At 37.8% G+C, this 25,256-nt stretch carries 25 protein-coding genes and 2 tRNA genes; 9 read left to right on the top strand and 18 right to left on the bottom strand.

Going from position 1 to position 25,256, the window contains the following annotated elements; translation table 11 throughout:
* Window positions 1-40 precede the first annotated feature (40 nt).
* From ABGT15_RS11290 to ABGT15_RS11270, 5 genes are all read right to left on the bottom strand, one after another.
* Complete coding sequence (locus tag ABGT15_RS11290; RefSeq protein ID WP_367231529.1) at window positions 41-2,146, bottom strand: peptidylprolyl isomerase; 2,106 nt, start codon at window positions 2,144-2,146, stop codon at window positions 41-43.
* Between the two features lie 93 nt (window positions 2,147-2,239).
* Window positions 2,240-2,416, bottom strand: a complete 177-nt coding sequence (locus tag ABGT15_RS11285) for a hypothetical protein (RefSeq protein ID WP_367231528.1) — start codon at window positions 2,414-2,416, stop codon at window positions 2,240-2,242.
* A gap of 2 nt (window positions 2,417-2,418) precedes the next feature.
* Complete coding sequence (gene lptC / locus ABGT15_RS11280; RefSeq protein WP_367231527.1) at window positions 2,419-2,976, bottom strand: LPS export ABC transporter periplasmic protein LptC; 558 nt, start codon at window positions 2,974-2,976, stop codon at window positions 2,419-2,421.
* 10 nt (window positions 2,977-2,986) lie between these two features.
* Complete coding sequence (locus ABGT15_RS11275; protein ID WP_367231526.1) at window positions 2,987-4,225, bottom strand: hypothetical protein; 1,239 nt, start codon at window positions 4,223-4,225, stop codon at window positions 2,987-2,989.
* Window positions 4,218-4,952, bottom strand: coding sequence for a type III pantothenate kinase (locus ABGT15_RS11270; protein ID WP_367231525.1), 735 nt, complete (start codon window positions 4,950-4,952; stop codon window positions 4,218-4,220). The genes ABGT15_RS11275 and ABGT15_RS11270 overlap by 8 nt, the downstream gene beginning before the upstream one ends.
* 130 nt (window positions 4,953-5,082) lie before the next feature.
* Between ABGT15_RS11270 and ABGT15_RS11265 the strand changes: the two genes are divergently transcribed.
* Window positions 5,083-5,155, top strand: a tRNA-Phe gene (locus ABGT15_RS11265).
* Window positions 5,156-5,246: 91 nt separating this feature from the next.
* Here the strand turns inward: ABGT15_RS11265 and ABGT15_RS11260 are convergent.
* From ABGT15_RS11260 to ABGT15_RS11230, 7 genes are all read right to left on the bottom strand, one after another.
* Window positions 5,247-7,013 (bottom strand): DUF885 domain-containing protein, encoded by a 1,767-nt coding sequence (locus ABGT15_RS11260; RefSeq protein ID WP_367231524.1) that lies wholly within the window; start codon window positions 7,011-7,013, stop codon window positions 5,247-5,249.
* 39 nt (window positions 7,014-7,052) lie between these two features.
* Window positions 7,053-7,415, bottom strand: a complete 363-nt coding sequence (locus tag ABGT15_RS11255; protein WP_367231523.1) for a nuclear transport factor 2 family protein — start codon at window positions 7,413-7,415, stop codon at window positions 7,053-7,055.
* 39 nt (window positions 7,416-7,454) lie between these two features.
* Window positions 7,455-8,357 carry a pseudouridine synthase gene (locus ABGT15_RS11250; RefSeq protein ID WP_367231522.1) on the bottom strand — a complete coding sequence of 301 codons (903 nt, stop codon included), beginning with the start codon at window positions 8,355-8,357 and terminating at the stop codon, window positions 7,455-7,457.
* Between the two features lie 76 nt (window positions 8,358-8,433).
* Window positions 8,434-10,584, bottom strand: coding sequence for a T9SS type A sorting domain-containing protein (locus ABGT15_RS11245; RefSeq protein ID WP_367231521.1), 2,151 nt, complete (start codon window positions 10,582-10,584; stop codon window positions 8,434-8,436).
* A 51-nt stretch (window positions 10,585-10,635) separates the two neighbouring features.
* On the bottom strand, window positions 10,636-11,553 hold the full coding sequence (locus ABGT15_RS11240) for a geranylgeranylglycerol-phosphate geranylgeranyltransferase (protein ID WP_367231520.1): 918 nt from the start codon (window positions 11,551-11,553) through the stop codon (window positions 10,636-10,638).
* A gap of 40 nt (window positions 11,554-11,593) precedes the next feature.
* The gene (locus tag ABGT15_RS11235) at window positions 11,594-12,532 is read right to left on the bottom strand and encodes a mevalonate kinase family protein (protein ID WP_367231519.1); all 939 of its coding nucleotides are present in this window, start codon (window positions 12,530-12,532) and stop codon (window positions 11,594-11,596) included.
* A gap of 51 nt (window positions 12,533-12,583) precedes the next feature.
* On the bottom strand, window positions 12,584-13,669 hold the full coding sequence (locus tag ABGT15_RS11230) for a diphosphomevalonate/mevalonate 3,5-bisphosphate decarboxylase family protein (protein WP_367231518.1): 1,086 nt from the start codon (window positions 13,667-13,669) through the stop codon (window positions 12,584-12,586).
* 100 nt (window positions 13,670-13,769) lie between these two features.
* Here ABGT15_RS11230 and ABGT15_RS11225 point away from each other — a divergent pair, with 100 nt between their 5' ends.
* Together ABGT15_RS11225 and ABGT15_RS11220 are read left to right on the top strand one after the other, a co-directional pair.
* Complete coding sequence (locus ABGT15_RS11225; protein WP_367231517.1) at window positions 13,770-14,249, top strand: TspO/MBR family protein; 480 nt, start codon at window positions 13,770-13,772, stop codon at window positions 14,247-14,249.
* 138 nt (window positions 14,250-14,387) lie between these two features.
* A complete protein-coding gene (locus tag ABGT15_RS11220) occupies window positions 14,388-14,915 on the top strand; it encodes a hypothetical protein (protein ID WP_367231516.1) in 528 nt (175 codons plus the stop codon).
* A 31-nt stretch (window positions 14,916-14,946) separates the two neighbouring features.
* Here the strand turns inward: ABGT15_RS11220 and ABGT15_RS11215 are convergent, their stop codons facing one another.
* On the bottom strand, window positions 14,947-16,167 hold the full coding sequence (locus ABGT15_RS11215; RefSeq protein WP_367231515.1) for an NAD(P)/FAD-dependent oxidoreductase: 1,221 nt from the start codon (window positions 16,165-16,167) through the stop codon (window positions 14,947-14,949).
* A complete protein-coding gene (locus ABGT15_RS11210; protein ID WP_367231514.1) occupies window positions 16,164-16,844 on the bottom strand; it encodes a glycerophosphodiester phosphodiesterase in 681 nt (226 codons plus the stop codon). The genes ABGT15_RS11215 and ABGT15_RS11210 overlap by 4 nt, the downstream gene beginning before the upstream one ends.
* A gap of 85 nt (window positions 16,845-16,929) precedes the next feature.
* On the opposite strand from ABGT15_RS11210, the gene ABGT15_RS11205 reads away from it, so the two are divergent.
* A complete protein-coding gene (locus ABGT15_RS11205; RefSeq protein ID WP_367231513.1) occupies window positions 16,930-17,400 on the top strand; it encodes a hypothetical protein in 471 nt (156 codons plus the stop codon).
* A gap of 29 nt (window positions 17,401-17,429) precedes the next feature.
* On the opposite strand, the gene ABGT15_RS11200 is transcribed toward ABGT15_RS11205, so the two are convergent.
* A tRNA-Leu gene (locus ABGT15_RS11200) sits at window positions 17,430-17,511 on the bottom strand.
* A gap of 233 nt (window positions 17,512-17,744) precedes the next feature.
* On the opposite strand from ABGT15_RS11200, the gene ABGT15_RS11195 reads away from it, so the two are divergent.
* Window positions 17,745-19,133, top strand: coding sequence for a dipeptidase (locus tag ABGT15_RS11195; RefSeq protein ID WP_367231512.1), 1,389 nt, complete (start codon window positions 17,745-17,747; stop codon window positions 19,131-19,133).
* Between the two features lie 95 nt (window positions 19,134-19,228).
* Here ABGT15_RS11195 and ABGT15_RS11190 read toward each other — a convergent pair whose 3' ends face one another.
* On the bottom strand, window positions 19,229-20,062 hold the full coding sequence (locus ABGT15_RS11190; RefSeq protein ID WP_367231511.1) for a hypothetical protein: 834 nt from the start codon (window positions 20,060-20,062) through the stop codon (window positions 19,229-19,231).
* A 200-nt stretch (window positions 20,063-20,262) separates the two neighbouring features.
* Between ABGT15_RS11190 and ABGT15_RS11185 the strand changes: the two genes are divergently transcribed.
* The 4 genes from ABGT15_RS11185 to ABGT15_RS11170 all read left to right on the top strand — a co-directional run bounded on the left by ABGT15_RS11185 (window position 20,263) and on the right by ABGT15_RS11170 (window position 24,044).
* Window positions 20,263-20,679, top strand: coding sequence for a hypothetical protein (locus ABGT15_RS11185; RefSeq protein WP_367231510.1), 417 nt, complete (start codon window positions 20,263-20,265; stop codon window positions 20,677-20,679).
* Between the two features lies 1 nt (window position 20,680).
* The gene (locus ABGT15_RS11180) at window positions 20,681-21,052 is read left to right on the top strand and encodes a BlaI/MecI/CopY family transcriptional regulator (protein ID WP_367231509.1); all 372 of its coding nucleotides are present in this window, start codon (window positions 20,681-20,683) and stop codon (window positions 21,050-21,052) included.
* Window positions 21,049-22,779, top strand: coding sequence for a M56 family metallopeptidase (locus ABGT15_RS11175; RefSeq protein ID WP_367231508.1), 1,731 nt, complete (start codon window positions 21,049-21,051; stop codon window positions 22,777-22,779). The genes ABGT15_RS11180 and ABGT15_RS11175 overlap by 4 nt, the downstream gene beginning before the upstream one ends.
* A 164-nt stretch (window positions 22,780-22,943) precedes the next feature.
* Window positions 22,944-24,044 carry a DUF4407 domain-containing protein gene (locus ABGT15_RS11170; protein WP_367231507.1) on the top strand — a complete coding sequence of 367 codons (1,101 nt, stop codon included), beginning with the start codon at window positions 22,944-22,946 and terminating at the stop codon, window positions 24,042-24,044.
* Window positions 24,045-24,112: 68 nt separating this feature from the next.
* On the opposite strand, the gene ABGT15_RS11165 is transcribed toward ABGT15_RS11170, so the two are convergent.
* Complete coding sequence (locus ABGT15_RS11165; RefSeq protein ID WP_367231506.1) at window positions 24,113-24,838, bottom strand: PH domain-containing protein; 726 nt, start codon at window positions 24,836-24,838, stop codon at window positions 24,113-24,115.
* Between the two features lie 52 nt (window positions 24,839-24,890).
* Window positions 24,891-25,256 carry an MmcQ/YjbR family DNA-binding protein gene (locus ABGT15_RS11160; protein ID WP_367231505.1) on the bottom strand — a complete coding sequence of 122 codons (366 nt, stop codon included), beginning with the start codon at window positions 25,254-25,256 and terminating at the stop codon, window positions 24,891-24,893.

Raw genomic sequence — 25,256 nt, 5'->3', positions numbered from 1 at the left:
GCCAATGGCAAACCTTTTTATTTGAATTATATTTTTCAGATTATTGGAAATCTGAACGATTGTCTTCAATTTCTGCAGCAGCTTTAAGTGCTCCAATTGTTCTTCCGTAAACCGAACCTTGGTTTTGCGATTTAAGTTTTGCAGTGTATGGTGCATAATTTGGTAATGCTGGTGCTTTTACCACATTTTTAGGTCTTATCATATAAACCCCCATTTGTCCTTCAATCAATTGAGACGTTTTACCTGCGCTCAATCCGAAAGCCTTTCCAACCACTTTTGGCTCATTTCCAACAGATGGAATAACCGGACTCTCAATAGAAACTGCTGTAGCAGTAAGCACTGAAGCTCCTGTTTTTTGCGATACTGCTTCTAGAGTAGCTCCTGTCATTTTAGCTTTAATCATAGCGGCTTTCTTTTCGTTTCTTAAGATAGGTGCCACCGATTGTTTAGCTTCTTCAACAGACAATAATCCTGTTTCATTTTTAGCTTTAACTCTTGCAATAATATGTCCCTGAAGGTTGTCAAATTTCTTAACATCTCCTTCATTTGTTTTTTTACTGAATGCCCATGAAATTACAGCTCTTTGGCTTCCCGCTGATGCCAAATACTCGTCTGTAACTTTTACTGTTGCAGGGGTAATATTCAATTTCATTTCCTTAGCAACCGCTTCGAAATCTTTTGCATTCGCATCTGCTTCAAATTTTGCTGCTTGTGTATAAATTGCATCTGCTGTAGTTTCAGACGGCTCAATTTTTCTGGCAATAGTAGCCATACGAACCGCATCATACTTAGCATCAACTTTAATTACATGGAATCCAAACTCTGTTTCTACCACCCCGATTTTACCCACCGGATTTCCAAAAAGGAAGCTATCAAAAGCTTTAACCATTTGTCCGGGAACAACATCATCGTATGAACCTCCGTTTTGTTTTGAACCAGAATCATCAGTATTGGTCATCGCCAACATAGCAAATAGTCCTGGATTAGCCTGTGCCTGTGCCAACAATTCGTTTGCTTTAGCCTGTGCCTCTTCTTTTGTTCTTTTTACTGTTAAATTTGGCGTTTTACTTCCTTCATATCCAATAAGAATGTGGCTAACTTTAGCGGATGCACCACCTTTTCTGCCTAACATTCTGGAAAGACAAGAATATCCATTATGAATATAAGGACCGAATACTTCTCCAACCGGTAAGCCAAACAATTGCTCTTGGTGCTCAAGTGGTAAGTCTTTCTTAGCGATATACGTAGAATCAAATTTAATGTCCGAATTTGAATTTACGAATTCTGCCACATCTGTTGCAGCTTTAAAACCTGGCAATGTATCATTCTTACCAGTTTTATCATTGTAAACTACACGACCCGTAAGTAAACCATTAATAGTCGTTTTCATTTCCGCTTCATCTTCAGCAGATGGTTTGTTCTCGATGAAAACAAATTCAAGATCACGTGAACTATCCGATTTGTATTTTTTCGGGTGTTTTTTCATGTATTCTAAAAGCTCTGCATCGGAAACTTTTACTTCTTCATCTTTAATAGTCGAGTACGCAACAGTTACGTAGTCAAAATCTACTTTATTGTTCTCTCTTTCGTAAGCCAATTTCCCTTCTGCCTTAGTTGAACCGATTCCAGATTTAATTAAGGTATAGTACATTTGCTCCAATGCAAAATTTTCAATGTTTTTCTCGTCTTTCAACCAAGCGTTCCATCTTTCAGGATCTGAACTCTTCAAAGTGTTTAAAAACTCATTGAATTTATTTACGTCAAATACTCCGGCAGCATTTAAAAATTGAGGATTCTGAGCAATATTAGGATTTTGTTTCACTACGTTTACTAATTGATCTTTACCAATTTTCAATCCTAATTTTTCAAATTCCACTCCAAAAAGAATACGTTTCACTTCTTGCTCCCATACAGAATTAGCAGCCTGAGTATAGCTTATACCCTGCCCGCCTTTTTCAGTATTGGCTACTTTCTCCAGGAATTCCTGAGCTAAAATATTTTCTCCGTTTACGCTTCCGATATTTCTTGAAGTCTGGTTAAAACCTCCATTCTGGACGATATCACCAATTACGAATGCCAATAAACAAAATCCAATTACTCCTATCAGTAATATTGAACGTTGTCTGATTTTTGATAAAACTGCCATTTTATATAGTTAAAATTTTTATTCAGAGGGCGAAAATACAATTATCTATTAAATAATAAAATAATAGCACAAAGTTTTTTCGGTCGTTTTTAATTATTTATTCATTCTGTTCAGAAAGCTTCTTCGGAAGAAAAACATAAAAACCGCCACAGCTACAAAAAGAAAGCTAACGATTGCGTTTTCATTGTTTTGCAATTTATCAATCGCATCAATCAAAAACAGAAGAGCGATAACCAGATAAAGGTAATGTGTGAATTTAAGTATTTTCATTTTTAATCAATTTTAGTAACCTGCCCCTGGCTGTTTTGCATGTTAAAAACTTTAAAATCTTTACTGAAATCAACTCCGGGCCCTTCAAGATAGCCACCGGCTGCATCTGTAAACTTAAAGTGTTTCTCAGTGAAAAACCATTCGTTTTTCTGATCGTAATAAAGCTGCTCGGTTTCAAGAATTTTCCCGTCATGCGAGGTGATTTTTACATTTCCCTGCAAATCAATAATATCAGTCTTTGCATACGTGATGGCATAGTCCGAAACCGCATAACTTTTCTGTGCTTTTTCGTCGTACAGGGTAACCTGTATCCCTTTAGGAAATTCAGTAAAGGGATATTTCAAATTGGAATAATCCAACAATTTCGGACTAACCAAGATTGCTTTTATTTTTCCGGAATCCGTATACTTCAAATTAACATTATCCGCCTCACCTGTTGGAGCAAAAGTAGTCCGGTTAATACTCTGAACCTCCTTAAAATTACCCTCACATGAAAAGAACAAAGCCACAGTAAAAACTGCAGCTATGCAAAAGCTTATATGTTTAAATTTCGTTTTCAATAAAACTGTATTAATCGTATTTAACACGAACAAACCAACGATCACTAAATGACAAGCCCAGGCTTATGTTGAAAAAGTTTTCTTCGATTAAATCATTGCTTCTGGTTCCTCGTTTACCATATTCCAAACCTAAATTGATACTGGAAATTGTAGTTCCCACCGGAAAACCAAAACCAACTGAAGCACCATGACTCATAATGTTTTTCCCATTAATTGTCATACCATAATCTTCAAATTTATATCCGGCTCTATAGGTTATTCGGTCAAAATAACTGGAAAACGAATTATATTTCGGAATATAATACCCTCCCAAAGAGAATCTGCCTCCTGTCTTTGACTCCACATTTTCAACATTCAAATTATCATTTTTAGCCTGAAGCATAAATTCAGTTCCCACCATCCATTTTTTTACATTTCCGAAAGATGTTCCAAAAGTCAGGTTCATCGGAATGGTCTGCTCCGTATCGGCAACTTCCACATCGATTTGATCACCGATAATTTCAGTTCCCTGCAAAGTATAAGTAACAACTGCTACATTTCTTGAATTTTCAGATGTCAATTTACTTTCAGGCGAGAATGTAAAACTGCTCTGCCAATCGTATTTATTTTTATATTTTGTCTGATAAAACGCTCCCAGAGTCGTGGAAAAACCACTAAATCGGGATTCATTTTTAGATCTGGACCCCCACACAACCTCTGGATAGTAAGCAATAGCCTCGGTAGTTACTTTTCCAAAATTATATTTAACATCCAATCCTAAACTCAGCTTCTTGGAAAATATATACGAACCTCCTAAGAAAGCTTTATTGATACCCCCTTCACCGGTAAATGTTTGCATAATCGGTTCTGCACCGGAAGCATCTTTCCTTATCTTATACCCAACCGAAGAATAAGGCATCACTCCAAATGCAATCCCTAATTTTCCCATAGGCAAACCCACAGCAAGATAATCCAAAGTTGATCGTTGCGCCTTTTCTTCCTGACTGTTCGTTTTAAAGTTTACTCTGTTATTCGAACCACCTACTGCAAATGTTGTATATTTAAGAGACGAATACGTCGCGGGATTCTGCAAATTAATTCTTGAACTATCCACAATAACCCCCAAACCACCCATGGCCCGGTTTTCTGCTGTACCTCCAAATTTCACTTCTCCTAATCCGTATGAAGAATATGGTGAAGCTGTCCCCTCTTGTGCTAAAATTGTTGTTGAAAAAAGTATACTAATTCCTAAGATTATCTTTTTAATCATTGCTGCTTGTATAATTGTGTAAATGATTCAAACTTTCCAAGAGAAAATTTGGATTGGCAAATATGGTGTTTTTTATGATTTTAGCCAAAAATTCCGCATCACCGCCTGTTAAAATTACTGTTAAATGTTGATATTCTTTCTGATAGCTATCAATAAAACCTTCAATCTCATTACAAATTCCATTAACAACGCCGGAATGAATGGATTGTTTTGTAGAATTCCCGATAAAACTTTCAGGCTGTTCTAAAGTTAACAACGGCAATTTGGCCGTGTAATTATGTAAGGATTCATAGCGCAGACGAAATCCGGGTGAAATGGCGCCTCCAAGATAGACATCTTGAGCCGTTACAAAGTCATAGGTAATACAAGTTCCCGCATCAATAATAAGGCGATTTTGTCTCGGATACAACAAGGTCGCTCCAGAAGCCAACACCATGCGGTCCACTCCTAAAGTTTTCGGCGTTTCATAATGATTCTCGAAGGGGAATTCTGTTTCCGACGAAATAATGGTAAGTTTAGAATACTTCCTAATCAATTCAAGAACCTTTTCTTCCAATTTTCCGACCGATGAAAACACCGAATTTTCAATTTTTGGAAATTTTTGAAAAATATTTTGAATTTTTTTTTCGGCCTCTTCTTTAAAAAAAACATCTTTCAGCAAAAGACTATCTTTCTCAAAAACAGCAACTTTAATTCGGGTATTCCCCACATCGATGGCTAAAAGCATAGTTATTGAATTGTGCAAACAAAGATACAAATTGATTTTTTTAAAAAATTGTTTTGCATAAATGAAAAATCGCTCTATATTTGCACTCGCAATCAGCAAGCAGTACACGCTTAACGAAAGCAGACATAATGGTGCCTTAGCTCAGTTGGTAGAGCAATGGACTGAAAATCCATGTGTCCCTGGTTCGATTCCTGGAGGCACCACTTACAACCCTTGACTTCATAAGATTTCAAGGGTTTTTTGTTTTTAAACTATTCCCATCAAAAAAGCCACCCTAACAGGATGGCTTCTCTATTACTTACCGGTTTTAATCCAGTTGTTAATTTTGCTTTCCAACAGTGCCAACGGCATACAACCCGACTCCAGCACTTTTTGATGAAACACTTTTATATCAAATTTGGTTTTCATCTGTTGCTGGGCTTTCTGACGCAATTCTATAATCTTCAGCTGCCCAATTTTATACGATAAAGCCTGCCCCGGATACGCCATATAGCGCTCAATTTCCGAGATAATACTCGCCTCACTTTCCGCTTCGTTCTCCAACGAATATTTAATGGCCTGTTCACGTGTCCAGCCTTTAGAATGCAAGCCCGTATCAACCACCAAACGAATAGCGCGATGCATCTCATTACCCAACATTCCGAAATATTGGTACGGATCAACATACAATCCTAATTCTTTACCTAAACTTTCGGTATACAACGCCCAACCCTCACCATACGCTCCAAACCAGCTAAATTTTCTAAAATCCGGCAATTCCTTGTTTTCCTGCTGCAAAGAAACCTGAAAATGATGCCCTGGGATTGCTTCATGTAAAAACAAATCTTCATCACCGTAATAATTATAATTTTTCACATCCGGTATCGGCACATAAAAAATCCCAGGCCTTGTTCCGTCGGCTGTTCCCTGAATGTATTCCGCACTGGCGGTTTTTTCACGAAATGCCTCGGTTCTTCTTATCTCAAAAGGTGTTTTAGGCTGCAACGAGAAAAATTTATCTACATTCGGCTTTATTCTTTTGTGAATCGCTTCAAAATTGGCTATCACTCCTTCCGGCTTTTTAAACGGTTTTAATTCCGGCTTGTTACGCACATGGTCAAAAAACTCCACAATTGTTCCCTTGAAACCCACCTGTTCCTTTATTTTTTCCATCTCAGCTTTCAAACGAGCCACTTCCTTTAAACCTAATTCATGAATTTGCTCAGGCTTCATTTCGGTAGTTGTCCATTGCTTTACATATACCGCATACAAGTCTTTTCCACCGGGAAGACTACCAACACCACTACCCGTTCTGGAAGCCGGCAAATACTTGGTTTGTAAAAACGTTGCCATTTTTTGGTATTTCGGAACCAATTTTTCACTGATTACTTTCGTATAATCATTCTTAAGCGATGTTTTCACCTCATCCGAAAAAGAAGCCGGCATGGTTTTAATCGTCGAATAAAACAAATTATCTTCCACATTGGCAGTGATTTGATCTTCGAACTGCGGAATTAATTTTTCAGTAAGTGCTTTTGGCAAGACTACCCGTTTCTGAATCCCTTTTTCCATGTAGATGATAGCCGAATCTATCCAAACCGAATACAACTCCATACGTTTCAGGAAATTGCGATAATCCTTTTCGGTTTTAAAAGGTTGTGATGCGGTACCACTAGCAAACTGCATAATTTTAAGATGGGTACTTTCAAATTGATTGACCGGCATCAAATTCGCTTCCTGCTTCAGCAAATCTTTACCGACGGATGTCTCCCATTTAATAATTTGATAACTGATTTTTTCTTCTTCAGTAAGGGCCGTGGTGTCCACATCTCCCAATTCTTTTTCATATTTATTGAAAAAATCCGCCTGTTTTTTACGATAAGCATCCGTCATTTCAAACACCAGCTGATCATTATAGTCATTTTGCCCGTTCAACGTGGCATCCAACGGATTCAGTTCGTTTTTCCCTTTGAAATACTTCTCGGTTAACACTTTAAAATCGACCACTTTTTCTTCTTTTTTACATTGCACAAAAAATAACGCAAGTGCTAAAGCTGCTGAAAGAAAAGTTGTTTTTCTCATAATTACGAACTTAAAGATTAGAATATAAAACTACTAATTTTATCCGTGATAGACGCGGGAAGCTATAATTTTTCCATCACGAACTTCCAGTACTTCAGCAATTAACATATCCTCTTCGCCTTCTACCTGACGGATGTATTCCATAAAAACCCTGTCGGTATTTGCCGTTAGCGATGTTACTTTGTAATATAAGGTTGGCAAACGGTCGAAAGCATCCTGCCACCAAGCACGCATGGCTTCTTTTCCCACCACCAAACCATTGGTCTCCGGTTGACGGATTTTTAATTTCGGACTGAAATGCTGTGCTTCATCATCATAAAGCGACAATAACTTCTCTAATGATTTGGTATTGAAGGCGTCAAACCAACGAAAAGCAATAGATTGTAAATTCTCTGGTGTCATTGTAAGTATTAAAAAATCCCGACGAAGCGGGATTGGGTTTTAGATATTTCTTAAATTTATAATTTCCTGTTCGGTTAAAAAGCGCCAGTTTCCTCTTGGCAAATTCTTTTTGGTCAATCCGGCGAAAACAACGCGGTCTACTTTCAACACATTGTAATCCAAATGCTCAAAAATGGAACGCACTACTTTTACATTGGAGGTTTTCATTTTCAAACCTACTTCGCTTTTCGGCTGATCTTCTATATAACTCACTTCTTCCACAAAAACACGGTGATTGTCAATGGTTAAACCGGATGCGATACGTTCTAAATCTTCAAATTTCAAATTCTTGTCCAGCGAAATCTGATACACTTTGGAAGAACGTTGGTTAGGCGTTGTAAATTTACGAACCATATCCGTATCATTCGTAAACAACAACAAACCTGTAGTGGTTTTATCCATACGCCCAACGGCTTGCAACTTAGCGCGGGTAGCGTTACGAACTAGATCCAACACATTGTTAGAATTCATATCTTCCTCTCTCGAAGTCGTGAAGCCTTTTGGTTTATTTAGTAAGATATACTCTTTTTTCTCTGGTGTGATTACCGTTCCGTCAAAGTTTACAACATCACCCGGCATTACTTTATACCCCATTTCCGTCACCACTTCGTTGTTCACTTTTACGTTACCGGATTGGATGTAAATATCGGCATCACGACGGGAACACACCCCGGAATTCGCGATATATTTATTCAAACGGATTTCATCAGGATTGGAAGGTTTTTTAGGCGTTTTTGGACCTTTTGGCTTATCAAAAGAAGGCTTTGGTTTTGGAAAACCTGTTTTCTTCTCGTCTTTTTTAAAGGTTGGTTTCCCGGTTCCGCTTGGTTTTTTAGGGCCAAATCCGGTTTTCCCTTTTCCTGAGGACGCACCTCTTTTATTATTTCCTTTTCCGTTGTTCATTTCGCTATAATTTGTGCAAAGGTAGTATTTCTTTATTTGACAATGAATATTATCAGGAAATAAGAAAAAATCCTCTTTATTCTTTAATCAATTTATAGACCGACTTTCCTTGATTCGCTTTTATTGAAATAAAGTAAAACCCTTTTTGCAACGAACTGACATCAACCTGTCTGGAATCAGCATTGGTTCCTTTTACCAATTGCTTTCCGTTAACATCTAAAATTTCATATTCGAAATCAAGGCTCTCTTTGTTCTCAATAGTTATATAATTTGTTGCAGGGTTGGGATATACCGAAAAATTATTTTTAAGAAAATTTGAAGTCGACAAAACGGAAATCTGTGTAGTAACCGTATTGGTAACAATTGGAACGTTATAGTCGAAATAAATATCAGACCTTGAACTTGCGACATCTCCAATTGTAAATCCGTTTATTGGCTTAATCTTATAAACCAACCAACCATGACTTTCAGGCTCATTATTCGATTCATAATTCAAGTGAATATTTGAAAAAGTATAGGTTAATTCATTTCCGTTTTTAATATCAACTCTTGCATTATGACTTGACCCAATTGGCTGAAAAGTTGACCAGTCTAATTTAGGATCCAGAACTTCTTTCACACTAACCGTTGTCGCATAATAAGTCCCTGTATTTTGAAAACGCGTTACATAATGCAAGTAATCCGAAGCCTGGCTTTGAGAAATATAAGCCCCTTCTAAAACCGTTTTATCATTTGGATCGTACGAACTTCTAACCAATTGATTAAGAGTAAAAAAATTGTCTATCGGAGTGGCGTCCCCCACTGTAGGAGTAGCTGTAAGATTAAAGTTTAAAATATCGCCTGCATTAACGGTCGGAGGGGTTAAAACATTAAAATTCACATCAATATATCTACTTTCAAAAGGCAATAGATTTGAATAATCCCACGTCAAAGAATTGCTTGTCGCACTATTTTGAACAGGCAATGCATTAGCAAATGTTAGTTTACCATTTTGATAAACAAGCTGAACTGAACCATTTAAATTAGTGCTTCCTTTATTCGTGTAATAAATTCTGTAATTGGCCTCGAAACCAGGAATGGCCTGATTAATATTAACCAACACTACATTTAAATCGGAAACATTGGTACTTGAACTTATGCAGAAATCCGTACCATAATAATTCATATCTGCCCCTGAACTTGTAATCCCCACTGAGGTTGGAGTAGAAGTAAAATTGGCTCCTAAATTAACCAATGCAGAAGTGGTAAAGTTGCCCGAATTCGGTATGAAAATTTTATACGCTCCGTAATTGTCCGTATAGGAGGAATAATCATAAATACCATTATTGGTTGTTATTCTTCGATTAACAAAAGACGCCCCTGTCGCACAACCATCTGCATTGCTATTGTATCGTACTTGCCCCGTGATTACATTTGGCACTAAATCTGAAAGTGGAGTTACAATATTTGAATACCCCGGATTTGGACAATTATTACAAGGCGTACTGTCTGCGAAAGGAAAGTCATAACAGATCTCGTTACTGCTAAAATGAGATTGATTATAAACATAACCCGAGTTTAGATCTGCAGTTGTTAAATTATGAACCGCCGTAACAGTATAAGGTACATGGGCTACTAAATTGAAGTATTGATTACTCACGTTGGAATTATTATCGTAAATATAAACATTGTTTATATTAGCAGTAGAAGTAATTGTATAGGTATAATTAATCACATCGCCCAAATCAACAACGGAATTCGAATTCAGATCCTGATAAACCGCTTCCTGAACAGAATCGATCTGTCCGTTAAATATAAAATGCGAATAGGTTACCTCATCAGAATAATAAGAATAGACTGATGAAAAATCTGAAATAGTTCCCCCTCCCGAGGTAGTTGCCGAAACTATCACCTGACTATAATCTAAACATTGAGTCCCTATTTTCATAGCCTGTAAATTCGTCATCTCTTGTCCTGGCGACAAACTCGGTATCGGCCCAAACATCAACAAAAGGTCTCCAAACGCAGATACATTGGGATTGTTTGCCACAGAAATATTCGTTAAAGTCTCATCGCCGAGATTTTTAATACTAATAGAAAAATTAAGCTCATTTGGCGAATTATACCATCCAAACATTGTAATGCCAATAGCAGGATTGTTGGCTCTTGCATTACTGTATTTGTTAGTATTTGCTGCAGAAGCAATACAATTTACCAATAAAAAAAGAAGGAGGTAGAGGTTTCTCATAGAATTAAATTTGTAGCAAATGTATTGCTTTTTTATTTGCTTTTAAAAATTTTAGATTCTCAACAAACTCTTTCCATGTATAAGCACCACGGGATCGATCAAAACAATACAAAAAACACCTGCTACAATAAGGGATTTCAGAATGTTATGAAGCTGTAAATATTCGTTATGCGTTTGGGATTTCCATAACTTCAGCAAAAAGAATATCAAAACAATCAAGCTTATGTAAAAATAAATATCCATGTAACCCACATCGTATTTATCAATTAAAATAAAAACAGGAAGTATGGTGGCAACAGTCAAAAAAGTAATAACCTGTTTCGAAACTTTCTCGCCAAATCGTACCGGAATCGTTTGATAATTGTTCGCCACATCGCCTTTGATGTTTTCCAGATCCTTAATCATTTCACGAATTAAAATCAACAGAAACAAAAATGTTGCATGCGCAAAAATGACATGGTAAAAGTTTTTGAAATACAACAGAATCCCAAAAAAAGGCAAAACCGCCAATAAGGAAGCTGTTAAATTTCCAATCATCGGGTATTTTTTCAACTTATGGGAATAAAACCAAATCAGAAAAATATATGTTGCAAAAAACAAAGCGGCACGCCACGAAATGATGTACGCCAAAACCGTTGCCAAAAAATTCAAACCGAAATATACTTGCAATTTCGTTTTCTGACTCACCAAACGATCCAACATCGATTTGTTCGGACGGTTAATCAAATCCTTTTCGGAATCGTAAAAATTGTTGATAATATACCCCGAAGCGATTGTTAAGGTCGACACAAAAACGATGATGAACAAACGCCAATCCAAAAGTACGTCGAGCGCTCTTCGTTCGGGTGCTAAAATAAAAATAGAAGACAAATATTGTGCTAAAACAATAATGGGAATGTTGTAACCGCGCACCACAGAAAACAAACTGAGGATTTTCATCAGCAGTAATTTTGTCTTACGTGTAAGCATGGTTTTTGTTGAAAGTTGGTTAAAAGTTTAAATTTATAGCTTAAAACTGATACACCACTTCCAATTTGTAATCTTTTAACGATTGTTTGGCTTTTTCTAGATCTTGAGTGAAGCCTAAAATGTAACCGCCACCGCCGGAACCGCACAATTTCAAGTAGTAATCGTTGGTGTCAATTCCTTTTTGCCATACCTGATGGAATTGCTCAGGGATCATCGGTTTGAAGTTGTTCAACACCACTTTTGACAATTTTTTGGTGTTGGCGAAAAGCGATTTCATATCACCGTGCAGGAAGTTTTCCACACAGGCATCGGTATATTTTATGAATTGCGATTTCAGCATTTTACGGAAACCTTCTTCTTTCAAATTTTCCATGAAGATGTTTACCATGGGAGCCGTTTCACCCACAATTCCCGAATCAATCAAGAATACAGCACCTTTCCCCAAAGCGCTTTGGGATGGAATACCCGTCGGCTCGATATTGTCTTTGGAATTGATTAAAATCGGCAAACTTAAATAACTGTTTAACGGATCCAAACCAGAACTTTTGCCATGAAAAAAGGATTCCATCTGCGAGAAAATAGCTTTCAGCTGCAACAATTTTTCGCGTGTTAAATTCTCTAAAACCGTGATTTTATTGTTGGCATATTTATCGTAAATCGCTGCTACCAAAGCACCGCTACTTCCCACTCCGTACCCTTGTGGAATACTGGAATCGAAATACATACCACGCTCTACATCTGTTTTTAAACCATCCAAATTAAAGGTAACCAACTCAGGTTGTTCGCTTTGCAAATCTTTCAGATACGCTACAAAACGCTTTAAACTTGCGTTGGATTTTACTGCTTCTTCCGATGGATTTTCGTCCACCTTCAAAGCGCCGTTGTAAAAATTATAAGGAATAGACAAACCCTTGGAATCCTTGATAATTCCGTATTCTCCGAAAAGTAAAATCTTAGAATAAAAAAGTGGTCCTTTCATTTTTTGCTTTGGTTTAATTTGGGTCTTTAACTACGTAAATGTAGTAAAAAATCAATTATATTCTACAGCACCTTTGCCAATTTCGTCACAAATGTACTGACCATTTTGACAATAGCCAACTAATTCGTCTTGAATAAATTGCAAGACGTTTTCTTTCACCTTTTCCGGATACAGCACATGCACGTTCGCACCCGCATCCAAAGTAAAACAAACCGGAATTTGCGTTTCGTTACGATATTTCCAAATCTTATTGATGATTTCCAACGTGTTCGGTTTCATCAGAATAAAATACGGCATCGAGGTCATCATCATGGCATGCAGCGTCAAGGCTTCACTTTCCACAATTTTAATAAACTGTTCCACCTCTCCGTTTTCCAAAACGCTTTTCATTGCCGATAAATTGTGATGCGCCTGCAAAAAACGCTGCTCGGCAAACGGATGCCCAAACATCAAATCATGCCCTACCGTGCTGGAAACTTGCTTTTCTCCTTTATCAACCAACAAAATCGTGTCCTGATAGTTTTTGAAATCATCATGAATTATTGATGGAAATTCCACGCCAAATAAATCCGAACTCCCTTCAATTTCAGCATGATTACCCCAAACCACGACTTCACCTTTCACACTTCTGCACGCACTTCCGGAACCCAGACGAGCTAAAAAAGAAGACTTTTGGTTAAAATATGCTTCAGAAATGGCAGGATTTAAGGTTTTTTCCAAGCTCATTATGTTTACTGCCAAAGCTGCCATCCCGGAAGCCGAAGAAGCAATACCCGAACTGTGCGGAAAGGTATTGGCCGTATCAATCGTAAAATGATACGCTTTCAAATACGGACAGTAAACTTCAATGCGTTGGAAAAATTTTAAAATTTTTGGTTTGAAATCTTCTTTAGGCTGTCCTTCAAACAGTAAATCGAATGAAAATTTTCCATCGTTTTCTTTCTTTACAAATGTCAATTTGGTGATTGTTTTGCAATTGTTCAGCGTAAAACTGATGGAGGGATTGGCCGGAATCTGATTGTCCTTTTTTCCCCAATATTTCACTAAGGCAATATTACTGGGTGCACTCCACTCAAAACTTCCGTTTTCTATCGATAAATTGTATTCGTTTTGGATAAAATCCTTTTCAGAAATCATAAACTTGAAAATTTAAGCAAAGATAGTATTTTACAAGGTTTTATATTCAGGAGTTTTATATTCTTCAGAATTTCCTATTTTTGAAAAGAGAAACAAAACTATGAACCAAAAAATAACCAAAATCCTGATGATTGTAGCTACATGTTTGTGTGTAGGCTATTTTTCAGGAATCATTACCAAAGAAAGTATTACCACTTGGTATCCTACCCTTATAAAACCAAGTTTCAATCCGCCCAATTGGGTTTTCGCGCCGGTTTGGACTACACTTTATATTTTAATGGGCGTTGCGGCCGGAGTTGTTTGGAACAAAATGGAATCAGACCGTATCAATGTTCGTAAAGGATTACAGTTTTTTACCATTCAGCTGGGGCTGAATTTACTTTGGTCGTTCCTCTTTTTCGGATTAAAGAACCCTCTTTTGGCTTTAATCGAATTGACACTACTCTGGCTGATGATTTACGAAACCTTTATGGTTTTCAAAAGAGTAGATAAAATGGCCGCAATACTACTGATTCCTTATCTTGCATGGGTTTCCTTTGCCGGAATTTTAAACGCGGCAATTTTCTGGCTAAACCGATAGTTTCATTTTATCGAGTTTTTTAGTCTTTTATCTGTTTTTAATAATTTGTATATTACTCATATTTAGCATTTTAACTAACTTTATAAACTTCTCTCTCCGAGAAAAAGTTCACTAAAAACAATTAAAATAAGTAAGCATATGAGTTCCTTAGTAGTTGTAAGCATTGCCCTAATCGGTGTTTTATTAGGTTATCTGATAGGACGCTCAGGTATATTGGGAGGCAACAGCCTTCCCTATCTCGAAGAAGAGCTCGAAAAGTACAGAGCCAAAGCCGCGAGGTTGACATCCGAATTAAACGCTCTGAAATCCAAGAGCGAATCCGGAGCACATATTTTAGGATTTACCAGTGGAAGTCCCATTCATGCAGATTTTGACGAAGAGTTAGCCTCATCAGTTATCGGCAAACACATAACCGAAAACGATTTTAAGGTTATTGAAGGTATTGAACCTAAAGTAGAAGAACTGCTAACCACCTCAGGCATCCTAAGCTGGAAAAGTTTATCCGAAACTTCAGTGGATCGCTGCAACGAAATTTTAGCCAAAGCCGGCGAGCGTTTTGCCAAATACAATCCAACAACTTGGCCAAGACAGGCACGCCTGGCATACGAAGGCAAATGGAGAGATCTGAAAGCATGGCAGGATTCTCTGGTTGGCGGAGTAGAGTAACATTCAAGGTTCTTATCACAAGAACCTTTTTTTATTCCAAATCAGCGATTGCTTTCGCGACTAAAAAACCACCTGTCCAGGCATTTTGAAAATTAAAACCACCCGTTATGGCATCGATGTTTACAATTTCACCTGCGAAATACAGATTTTCATGCAGCTTGCTTTCCATGGTTTTAAAGTTGATTTCTTTTAAATCAATACCACCGGCCGTAACGAATTCTTCTTTAAAGGTGCTTTTTCCATTCACCTGAAATTGCCCGTTGGTTAGCTGATTGGTTAGATCAGACAATTGTTTTTTAGAGATATCCGCCCATTTTGTCTCTGCTGAAATACCGGATGCTGTAAGCAAGCTTTCCCAAAGGCGTTTCGGAAATTCAAATGGACAGAATTTTACAACAAGTTTTTTAGCATTTTCTTCTTTCAAATCTTTCAGGGTTTCCAAAGCGGATTCGAAATCAACCTCATTCAGCCAATTCACCTGCAAAATGAAATGGTAATTTTTTGACGCTAATTCTCGTGCACCCCATGCTGAAAGACGCAAAATCCCAGGGCCACTCATTCCCCAATGCGTTATCAATAGCGGACCAGAGGCTTTCAATTTAGAATCTTTTACTTTAACCAATGCAAAAGCCGAAACCCCCATCAGATCTTTAATTCTGGCATCTTTTATATTAAACGTAAACAACGACGGAACAGGCGCCACAACAGAATGACCAAGTTCCTCCATCATTTCCCAGATTTTCGGATTACTTCCGGTGGTCATCACCAGTTTACTGCATTTATAGCTTTGCTGATTGGTTGCTACTTTCCAATAATCTTCACCTTTAAAAATTGTTTGTACGCTTTGACCCGTCAACACCTCAATTCCAAGTTTAGTTGTTGCCGACAGGAAACAGTCAATAATGGTTTGTGAACTGTCTGAAACAGGAAACATACGGCCATCCTCTTCGATTTTCAGCGCTACACCGTGCTTTTCAAACCATTCGATGGTATCGCCTGAACAAAACTGATGAAAGGGTCCTTTCAATTCTTTTTCACCTCTTGGATAAAATTTCACCAACTCATTCGGAACAAAACAGGCATGGGTAACATTACAACGACCGCCGCCGGAAACTTTCACTTTCGTTAAAACTTCTTTTCCGCGCTCAAGTATGGCTATTTTTAGTTTTGGATTGTTTTCTGCGAGGTTGATGGCCGTAAAAAAACCGGCTGCACCACCGCCAACAATAAGTATATCGTAATTGGAAATCATAAGCGGTCTGGGAAATCGGAAATTATACCATCAATGTTATAGGCTTCTAAACGTTGAATGTCCTCGTCATGATTGACTGTCCACACGTTAATTCTGTAGCCTTTGCGCTTGGCTTCAGCTATATTATCATCGGTTAACAAAGAAAAATGCGGATGGATGGCATAAGCAGAAAGTTCATCGGCCCATTCCAACGCCTGTTCCACACTGGCCTGAGACAAGGTTGCCAATCTTATGTTAGCATTGATTGCTTTAGCGCGTTCCAATTCTTCTTTCTGAAAACTGGAAATCACGAAATCGCCATACTGCCACCCTCTTTCGGTTACGTATATTTCAATAAGCCTACAAGCAGGTTCGGCGGTTCCATGTCCTTTTAATTCAACATTAATCCAGCATTTTCTGTCGATCAAATCGAATGTTTCCGCCAGCGTAGGAATCTGAAATGCTTCGGCAACGGTCAGGTTTTTTAATTGCGCTAAGGTTAGTTTGTGTACTTCACCGGAACCGTTGGTCATTCTGTCCACAGTAAAATCATGAAAAACCACCACTTCCCCACAAGCGGAAATATGGACATCTAGTTCAATGGCATCTACACCTAAATCCAGTGCTTTTTGAAACGATTCCAGTGTATTTTCGGCAACATATCCTTTCGCTCCGCGATGTCCGATTTTCTGTACCATACAACTTTGGGATTTCTTTAACGCTACAAAGATAATAGATTGCCGTACGGTTCGTTACAATTAAAACAGAAGATTGAAAAGGATTATGAAAAAACTACTTCTATTAGCTGCTTTAGGTATTATTTTAACCAACTGTTCTTCAAAAAAAGCGACAACCGAAAAAGCTTCCGAGCCTGTTGTGCAGTATCGCGATGATTTTAAATCGGTCTCCGACAAAAGCAAAACTACTTTTCTAAAAGGCTTGAAAGCTACGGAGGACCAATATTCCGTGATACTCCTGACGAAAGGTTTTATGGGGGAAGAAGTCAAAGTTTTTAATGGTGAAAAAGTACTATACAAAGGCAACCCCATCAGTCATTTAGAAACGGGTATTGCGGGATATTTCAGAATCAACAACACAATTACTACTAAAATAACGGATAAATTCAGTAAAAAAGAGGCCGTTATCGATAGCGAAAACGCTAAAAAACACAAATTTATTTACGTGATGAAGGACAATGGACTGGAGAATCCATACAAAATAACCTATAGCAACACCTTACGACCGTTGAAATAAAAAAAGCCTCTCGAAATGGAGAGGCTTTGTGCGGGTGATAGGACTCGAACCTACACACCGTGAGGCACCAGATCCTAAGTCTGGCGTGTCTACCAATTTCACCACACCCGCAGGCTTATAAAACAAGTAGTTGTTTCAGTAAGTGGGTGCAAAGATATACATAATTTTGAAATTCCAAAGACAAAAATTCAAATTCGAAAAAACTTTTCACAAAGCATTCATTTCTAAAAAATTAGAAAATTGTTTTTTTACTCCTTTCAGATCTACTAACACGTTAATTTCAAAATTTGTTTTTTGCTTTTTGATTTTTTGTACATTTGGCTTTCATCATTTTTAACAACATAATGGACACTATCAAACAGTACGTTCAGGACAACAAAGAACGTTTTCTAAAGGAGTTAATCGAATTATTAAAAATACCTTCCGTAAGTGCCGACAGCGCTTATTCTCAAGATGTTATCGATACGGCCAATGCAGTAAAAGCAAGTCTTGAAAAAGCCGGCTGCGATGTGGTAGAGCTTTGTGAGACTCCGGGTTACCCTATTGTATATGGAGAGAAAATCATTGACAAAAACCTACCAACCGTTTTAGTATACGGACATTACGATGTACAACCGGCTGATCCGATCGAATTATGGACTTCCCCACCTTTCGAACCGGTAATCAAAACCACAGAATTACATCCGGAAGGCGCTATTTTCGCCCGAGGCGCCTGTGATGACAAAGGCCAAATGTACATGCACGTGAAGGCTTTCGAATACATGATTCAGAACAACTGTTTGCCTTGCAACGTGAAATTTATGATTGAAGGCGAAGAAGAAGTCGGTTCGGCAAGTTTAGGCTGGTTCGTAGAGCGTAATCAGGATAAATTAGCTAATGATGTAATTTTGATTTCGGATACCGGAATGATTTCCAACCAACAGCCTTCTATTACAACAGGTTTACGTGGTTTAAGTTATGTGGAAGTAGAAGTTACCGGTCCGAACCGCGATTTACACTCTGGTTTATACGGAGGAGCGGTTGCAAATCCGATTAATGTGTTGACCAAAATGATTGCGTCGATGCACGATGAAAACAACCACATTACGATTCCGGGATTCTATGATAAAGTAGAAGAACTTTCAACTGCGGAAAGAGAAAAAATGGCACAACGTCCTTATTCTGAAGACGCCTATAAAAAAGCATTGGATATTGAGGAAGTTTATGGCGAAAAAGGCTATACCACTAACGAAAGAAACTCCATCCGTCCTACTTTGGACGTAAATGGAATTTGGGGCGGTTATACGGGAGAAGGTGCAAAAACCGTAATCGCAAGCAAAGCCTATGCTAAAATTTCGATGCGTTTAGTCCCGAACCAAGACTGGGAAGAAATCACTGAATTGTTCAAAAACCATTTTGAAAGCATCGCTCCGAAAGCTGTAAAAGTTAGAGTTACACCACATCACGGTGGGCAAGGTTATGTAACACCAATTGATTCTATCGGTTATCAAGCGGCAGCGAAAGCTTATGCGGATACGTTTGGCGTACAACCTATTCCAGTACGTTCCGGAGGAAGTATTCCGATTGTGGCCTTGTTCGAAAAAGAACTGAAATCCAAAACCATTATGATGGGCTTCGGTTTAGACAGTGACGCTATTCACTCGCCGAACGAACATTTCGGAGTATTCAACTATCTAAAAGGTATTGAAACCATTCCGTTGTTCTACAAGTATTTTACAGAACTTTCCAAATAAAGATCAATCATAAATAAAGCCACGAATTTGCGAATAAATGTCTGTTATTCGCAAATTCGTGGCTTTTTAAGAAAAACCTACCAATACTAATTAATTTATTTTTTTGACACCATTTTAAGCAACTCAGGAACAGATCGATAAACATAGTCCGCATGTTGCCCTGTAAAATATTTGTCATACTTTTTACTGAACGCCTCTCTGGCTTTTTCATCTTTCCATTTGGCTTTAAAAAGCTCGTCGTCTTTGTCCCAGGCTTTTTCTAAATCTCCTAAAGCATCGACTACAAAAACCTCTACAAACTCCATATTATTGGAACCCCAAGCATGATTGTAGGCGTAATAAGCTTTCAAAACATCATTCTTCATCGCCAGGTTATCGAAAAGCTCTTTATTACACTCATCAAACTCCTTACCGGTACCATCTTTCGGAGTGGCAAAAATGCTTTTTCGCACATAATAAACCATAGGCTTTTCAGGCGCTTTGGCAAGTCCTTTACGATCACCATAGGTTACATAAATTTCATCGGAATGATTCGGCACATAATACTTGTTTCGCTTTTCAAAAAAAGCCTTTCTTGCATTTTCATCCGGCCAAGCCTGTTTTACTAAATCTTGATTTTTCGTCCAGGCTTTATCAATAGCATCCCAATTTTCGTAAACATTTACAAAAATGATTTCGCTATTATCAGCAGTAAAATAATGATTTAACACATTATGACCGATGATAAATTCGTTCTTTTTAACCACCTTTTCAAAGTATTCTTTTTCGAGTGCCAGCCATTCGTCAAACTTAGGATTTTCAACAGCAAAGTTACGATGGGCTGTAGTAACCGTCAGGTAATACATTTTCTTTTCCTGCGCAAAGGAAGACAATGGGAACAGAAAAAGAAACAGCAATAGGGCATAAAAACAAGTAGTTGCAGTTTTCATAATTTCAAAATTTATAATGAAGAATTGTTAACATGCTATTTTGAAATTCGAGGCATGTGGTGTTTGAAAAGCTGCGGTATTCGATACAAATTTAACCATTATTTTAATACAATCATTTAATTACCAATATGTTATATAATTTTTTTACATTTTTACGCTTTTTATTCTACATTTGTAGAATATATTCTATATTTGTAGAAATGAAATCACTGCTATTAATCCTGATCAGCTCCTTTTTGTTTCTGCAATGCGGCATAAACAAACGGCATAATGGTGTTAATGTTGGCAAATGGATTTATAAAGACACCTTGGCCGGGATTGCATCTGTTTCAAAAGGACGTTACGATAAAGAAGGTAATGAGAAAGGCGTCTGGAAACAATTCATCGATGGAAAATTTTATAAAAAAGAAGTGTACAAAGGCTTTGTCTGTACCACAACCTATTATTACCCTAACGGAAAAATAAAAGCCATGGGACTAACCCGAACCGATCACACTTCACAATACATCAACTGGTATTACACCGGAGACTGGTTTTACTTTGATGAAACGGAAAGCCTGACAGAAGTAAAAGTATTCAAAAACGGAATGATTACACAAGAACTAAAAGTACAATAAGATGCAACTTACCAAAGCAGAAGAACAACTCATGCACTATTTATGGCAACTGGAAAAAGCCTACATGAAAGACTTACTCGAAGCCTTCACCGAACCAAAACCCGCCACTACGACCGTTGCCACATTACTAAAACGAATGACGGACAAAGGCTTTATCGGCTATAACGAATTTGGCAAATCGCGCGAATATTTCCCATTGGTCAAAAAAGAAGACTATTCCAAAAAAGAGGTAAGCGGTTTTATTAAAGACTTCTTCAACAATTCTTCATCCCAATTCGCTTCCTTTTTTACTAAGGAAACTAATATGACGGCTTCGGAATTGGAAGAACTGAAAAAAATTATCGATAACGAACTTCTAAAAAAGAGAAAATGATACTGTATTTAATCAAATCCGGACTTTGCCTTTTGGTACTTTTTGCTGTTTATCATTTTGTACTGGGCAGCGAAAAAATGTACCGTTTCAACCGCTATTTTCTGTTAATCAGTTTAGCATTTGGTTTGCTGATTCCTCTAAACACGATTGAAAAAGAAACAACGCCGATACTTGAAACCGCAGCACTTCCAACAGTATCTGCAATTGTCGAACAGCCAACTGCAATTCTTACAGAATCAACAAACTATTTTACGTTGGAAAACATCCTTTTAGGAATTTATATTTTAATTACAGTAGTCTTTCTGCTCCGCTTTGCAAAGAATTTATTTATGATGCTTGTAAAAATTCGACAATGCAAAAAAATAACACTTGCAGATTACACGCTGGTTTTAACCGCTGAAAAAACATTACCGTACACTTTTCTGAACTACATCTTCATGAACGAAGACGACTTCAACCATGACAAAATTGAAGCGGAACTTCTGGAACACGAAAAAGCGCATGTACAACAACATCACAGTTTTGACATCCTTTTCATAGAATTGTTACAAATATTCTTTTGGTTTCAGCCCGCTTTATATGGTTTCAAAAAAGCACTACAGTTTAACCATGAGTTTTTGGCGGACGAAGCCGTACTGCAAAATGCTGTCCCAACGGAAAATTATCAAAACCTGATTTTAGCTAAAATTTCCCCTAAAAAACCGGTACCCTTTTCCAGCAATCTGGCCTATTTAGTAACCAAAAAACGCTTTATTATGATGACCAAACACACCTCGATGCTTAAATCTTCACTATTAAAACTGGCGATACTTCCGCTTGTAGCAGGACTGACTGCTTCTTTCAGTACTTATGAAATAAGTGAAACCTTTCCAATCACAACCACTTCTACATCTGGTGAAAAAGTAATATCTCAAAACAAAACACAAGATGACACAATAACCGATGCCGAATATTTCGCGGGAGTCCGCTTTAACTTTTATGAAAAATTTGACGGCTTTAAATGTGTTAATTTAAAATGGAGTAAAACCTATGAAGAGTTTACACCAGAAGATTTTGAAAAACACGGAAAATGGCTTAAAATTTGGCGTCAAAAACCACTACAAAAAAAATCACCTTCTAAAAAAGAACTGGACGATTTTAAAAACGGCAAAAAATACGCCATTTGGATTGACGGGGCAAACGTTTCAAACACTAAATTAAACCAATACAAACCATCGGATTTTGCTCATTTTTCCGGAAGTGTAATTTTAAAAAATGCCCGCACTAAAAAACATCCGCAACCCTTTCAATATTGGTTTTACACGCACAAGTATTACAATGAAAAAAAGATGGGCGAGGCACTGACGAAATATCCGGGCGATAAAATCGAAATGTGCATTGAACAAAAATCTAAAATTCAGGAAAAAGCCACATCAGCTGTACTGATTCAAGAAACTAAAAACCCAGATTATCCGGGAGGTATAACGGAATTCTGGAAATATTTCAGTACCACTTTCACCTACCCCAAAGACCTTAAAATAACTGAAACCTTACGATTGGTGGCGAGCTTCAACGTTACTAAAGACGGAACACTCAGCGACATTAAAGTATTGAAAGGGCATTCTCCTGAGGTGGACAACGAAATCATTCGCGTACTGAAAGCTTCTCCAAAATGGATTCCGGGAGAAAAAGACGGCAAAAAAATCGACGCACAAATGACGCTTCCGATACAAATACAATCAAAATAACACCACAAAATCCACTCTTCAGCGAGTGGATTTATTATTCAAATCAATTTATATCAATTTGTTACACCAAAAATCAAAATTTGGCGTTACATTTGCTGTATCATCAATCATCACCCGAGGCGTAGCCGAATCGTTTGGAGCGCAGCGGAAAAAAAATCATCATCATGTTAAAACGTTTTTTCATTCTGTGCTCCGGCGCAGATAAAACACTACTCGACTCCTGTAGTGAAGGCGAACAAACCAAGTATGTAGGAGTAGGTGCCACCGTTTTCTTTACTGCCGTTATGGCTTTTATTGCCGGAAGTTATGCACTATATACCGTTTTCGATAATGTCTATTACGCTATTTTCTTCGGAATTGTCTGGGGCTTACTCATCTTCAACTTAGACCGTTTTATTGTTTCCACTATTAGAAAGCGCGATAATTTTCGGAGTGAATTTTTACAGGCTTCCCCGCGAATTATTTTGGCTATGATTATTGCCATCGTGATTTCAAAACCCTTGGAAATCAAAATTTTCGAAAAGGAAATCAATACGGTTTTATTGAAAGAGAAGAACGAAATGGCGATTGCCAACAAAAATCAGGTGACGAATTATTTCAAAGGGGATGTAATGAAAAACCAATCGGAAATTGACAGTATCAAATCAAGCATCAAAGCCAAAGAAAAAGAAGTAGCCGATTTGTACCAATCGTACATCACGGAAGCAGAAGGTACTACTGGAACCAAAAAAATGGGGAAAGGGCCAATTTATAAAGAGAAACGATCCGCACACGATTTAGCCTTGAAACAATTGGATTCGTTAAAAGCCGCATCCGCCAAAACCATAACGGAAAAAGAAGCCAGAGCCAAAACATTGCAAGCCGATTTAGACAAAAAAGTAGCCGATTCCAAACCCATTATTGACGGTTTCGACGGACTGATGGCGCGCATCAATGCGTTAGGCAAATTGCCTTGGCTGCCCTCGTTCTTCATTATGTTGTTGTTTTTGGCGGTGGAAACGTCTCCGGTTATCGCCAAATTATTATCGCCACGCGGCGAATATGATTTCAAACTGGAAGATAACGAAACCGCTTTGAAAACTCATATCGAGCAGAATGTATACCAACGCAACTTGCAAAAACAAACCGATGCCAGCATTTACGATAAAGTATACGAAGACATTCGCGACGACAAAGAGCTTTACGATTACAAGCGCAAAGCTGCGTCTGAACTCTTAAAATTGCAATCCGATACTTATGTAGAGAAGCAGAAAAATGTGATGTAACTTTCAACATACAAAACAAAAAAGGGACAAGCTAAACACTTATCCCTTTTTCTTTTTTATGATTGATTTTACATGTACTGTAAAACTTCTGCTTTTAATTTATCATATTCACCTTGAAGAATCAAACCGTTATCCAACAGTTTTTTGTAATTCTGTAATTTGGCAAACAATTCTTCGCTAGACATTTCGCTTAGCTTTTTCTCACCAGTAGCAGCTTGTTGTACCGGTTCTGCAAACGTTTCCTGAACCGCTGGCGCTACAGGCATGATTTCTGCAAACGAGGTTACTTCTTCCACTTCCACTTCTTCAACAACTTCTTCCTGAATTGGAGCAGTTTCTATGACTGGAGTAGCTTCTGCTACAACTGGATTCGGAGTTACCGGAGCGGAAACAATCGGATTTTTTAACGCATCCATCTGTTCTTTCGCGAAAGTGTACAATTTACGCGCCTGGTTTTTTGGAAGATAATCTATGGTGTGCGTCAATTCGTTTTTAGTGGTAAACGTGAAATCTGCCCCTAAAATCCCTTCTTTTACAAAGGAAGCAGCCATTTCGTCCCAGTTAAAATCGATGAATTCCATCGACAAGCCTAAATTTTTCGGTTTGCAGATGATAATGCGTTTGTTGGTTACCACGATGCTGTCCGGCAATACGGTAATGGCCGGTTTTTTCTGCACGGCGATATACCCAACTTCTTCATTGGACATTAATAGATTTTCCAGTTTGGCCGTGATTTTCTCAATAGCTTTCGGATCCTGGTCTTCGTTTAATATTTTCTTTAAATTGTCAATCATGATTGTTTATACTTTTAAATCGTAAAATCTGCCGCAAAAGTAATGCCTATTTTTAAGACTCGAGAACTTCTTGCTGTTGTTTTTTCGTTAAACTCTTAAAAACCAAGTCGTACGAATGGTCTATCAACTCTTTTACAAACGCATCCGGAACAGAACTGTTTATTTTTACGGTATTCCAATGGATTTTGCTCATGTGGTAGCCGGCCTGAATATCGTCATACTGACCGCGCAATTCCAACGCCCAATCCGGATCGCATTTTAAATTGACTCCCGGCGTTCCGTTTTCCCACTCCTGTAACGAAGAAAGTGCAAACATTTTTCCGCCTACTTTAAACACCAAGGTATCTTCATCAAAAGGAAAATGCTCGGTGACACCTTTCTTATTCAGGCAATAATCATAATATACATCGATTGTCAT

Source organism: Flavobacterium enshiense, from assembly GCF_040750275.1.
GTDB lineage: Bacteria > Bacteroidota > Bacteroidia > Flavobacteriales > Flavobacteriaceae > Flavobacterium > Flavobacterium enshiense_B.
Note: the sequence above shows the minus strand (reverse complement) of the source record. Positions and strands in the feature narration are given on the sequence as shown.

Excerpts from the sequence above, each read along its gene's own strand:
- ABGT15_RS11290 (WP_367231529.1), bottom strand. The coding sequence starts at position 2,146 with ATGGCAGTTTTATCAAAAATCAGACAACGTTCAATATTACTGATAGGA.
- ABGT15_RS11285 (WP_367231528.1), bottom strand. The coding sequence starts at position 2,416 with ATGAAAATACTTAAATTCACACATTACCTTTATCTGGTTATCGCTCTT.
- ABGT15_RS11275 (WP_367231526.1), bottom strand. The coding sequence starts at position 4,225 with ATGATTAAAAAGATAATCTTAGGAATTAGTATACTTTTTTCAACAACA.
- ABGT15_RS11270 (WP_367231525.1), bottom strand. The coding sequence starts at position 4,952 with ATGCTTTTAGCCATCGATGTGGGGAATACCCGAATTAAAGTTGCTGTT.
- ABGT15_RS11260 (WP_367231524.1), bottom strand. The coding sequence starts at position 7,013 with ATGAGAAAAACAACTTTTCTTTCAGCAGCTTTAGCACTTGCGTTATTT.
- ABGT15_RS11255 (WP_367231523.1), bottom strand. The coding sequence starts at position 7,415 with ATGACACCAGAGAATTTACAATCTATTGCTTTTCGTTGGTTTGACGCC.
- ABGT15_RS11250 (WP_367231522.1), bottom strand. The coding sequence starts at position 8,357 with ATGAACAACGGAAAAGGAAATAATAAAAGAGGTGCGTCCTCAGGAAAA.
- ABGT15_RS11245 (WP_367231521.1), bottom strand. The coding sequence starts at position 10,584 with ATGAGAAACCTCTACCTCCTTCTTTTTTTATTGGTAAATTGTATTGCT.
- ABGT15_RS11240 (WP_367231520.1), bottom strand. The coding sequence starts at position 11,553 with ATGCTTACACGTAAGACAAAATTACTGCTGATGAAAATCCTCAGTTTG.
- ABGT15_RS11235 (WP_367231519.1), bottom strand. The coding sequence starts at position 12,532 with ATGAAAGGACCACTTTTTTATTCTAAGATTTTACTTTTCGGAGAATAC.
- ABGT15_RS11230 (WP_367231518.1), bottom strand. The coding sequence starts at position 13,669 with ATGATTTCTGAAAAGGATTTTATCCAAAACGAATACAATTTATCGATA.
- ABGT15_RS11225 (WP_367231517.1), top strand. The coding sequence starts at position 13,770 with ATGAACCAAAAAATAACCAAAATCCTGATGATTGTAGCTACATGTTTG.
- ABGT15_RS11220 (WP_367231516.1), top strand. The coding sequence starts at position 14,388 with ATGAGTTCCTTAGTAGTTGTAAGCATTGCCCTAATCGGTGTTTTATTA.
- ABGT15_RS11215 (WP_367231515.1), bottom strand. The coding sequence starts at position 16,167 with ATGATTTCCAATTACGATATACTTATTGTTGGCGGTGGTGCAGCCGGT.
- ABGT15_RS11210 (WP_367231514.1), bottom strand. The coding sequence starts at position 16,844 with ATGGTACAGAAAATCGGACATCGCGGAGCGAAAGGATATGTTGCCGAA.
- ABGT15_RS11205 (WP_367231513.1), top strand. The coding sequence starts at position 16,930 with ATGAAAAAACTACTTCTATTAGCTGCTTTAGGTATTATTTTAACCAAC.
- ABGT15_RS11195 (WP_367231512.1), top strand. The coding sequence starts at position 17,745 with ATGGACACTATCAAACAGTACGTTCAGGACAACAAAGAACGTTTTCTA.
- ABGT15_RS11190 (WP_367231511.1), bottom strand. The coding sequence starts at position 20,062 with ATGAAAACTGCAACTACTTGTTTTTATGCCCTATTGCTGTTTCTTTTT.
- ABGT15_RS11185 (WP_367231510.1), top strand. The coding sequence starts at position 20,263 with ATGAAATCACTGCTATTAATCCTGATCAGCTCCTTTTTGTTTCTGCAA.
- ABGT15_RS11180 (WP_367231509.1), top strand. The coding sequence starts at position 20,681 with ATGCAACTTACCAAAGCAGAAGAACAACTCATGCACTATTTATGGCAA.
- ABGT15_RS11175 (WP_367231508.1), top strand. The coding sequence starts at position 21,049 with ATGATACTGTATTTAATCAAATCCGGACTTTGCCTTTTGGTACTTTTT.
- ABGT15_RS11170 (WP_367231507.1), top strand. The coding sequence starts at position 22,944 with ATGTTAAAACGTTTTTTCATTCTGTGCTCCGGCGCAGATAAAACACTA.
- ABGT15_RS11165 (WP_367231506.1), bottom strand. The coding sequence starts at position 24,838 with ATGATTGACAATTTAAAGAAAATATTAAACGAAGACCAGGATCCGAAA.
- ABGT15_RS11160 (WP_367231505.1), bottom strand. The coding sequence starts at position 25,256 with ATGACAATCGATGTATATTATGATTATTGCCTGAATAAGAAAGGTGTC.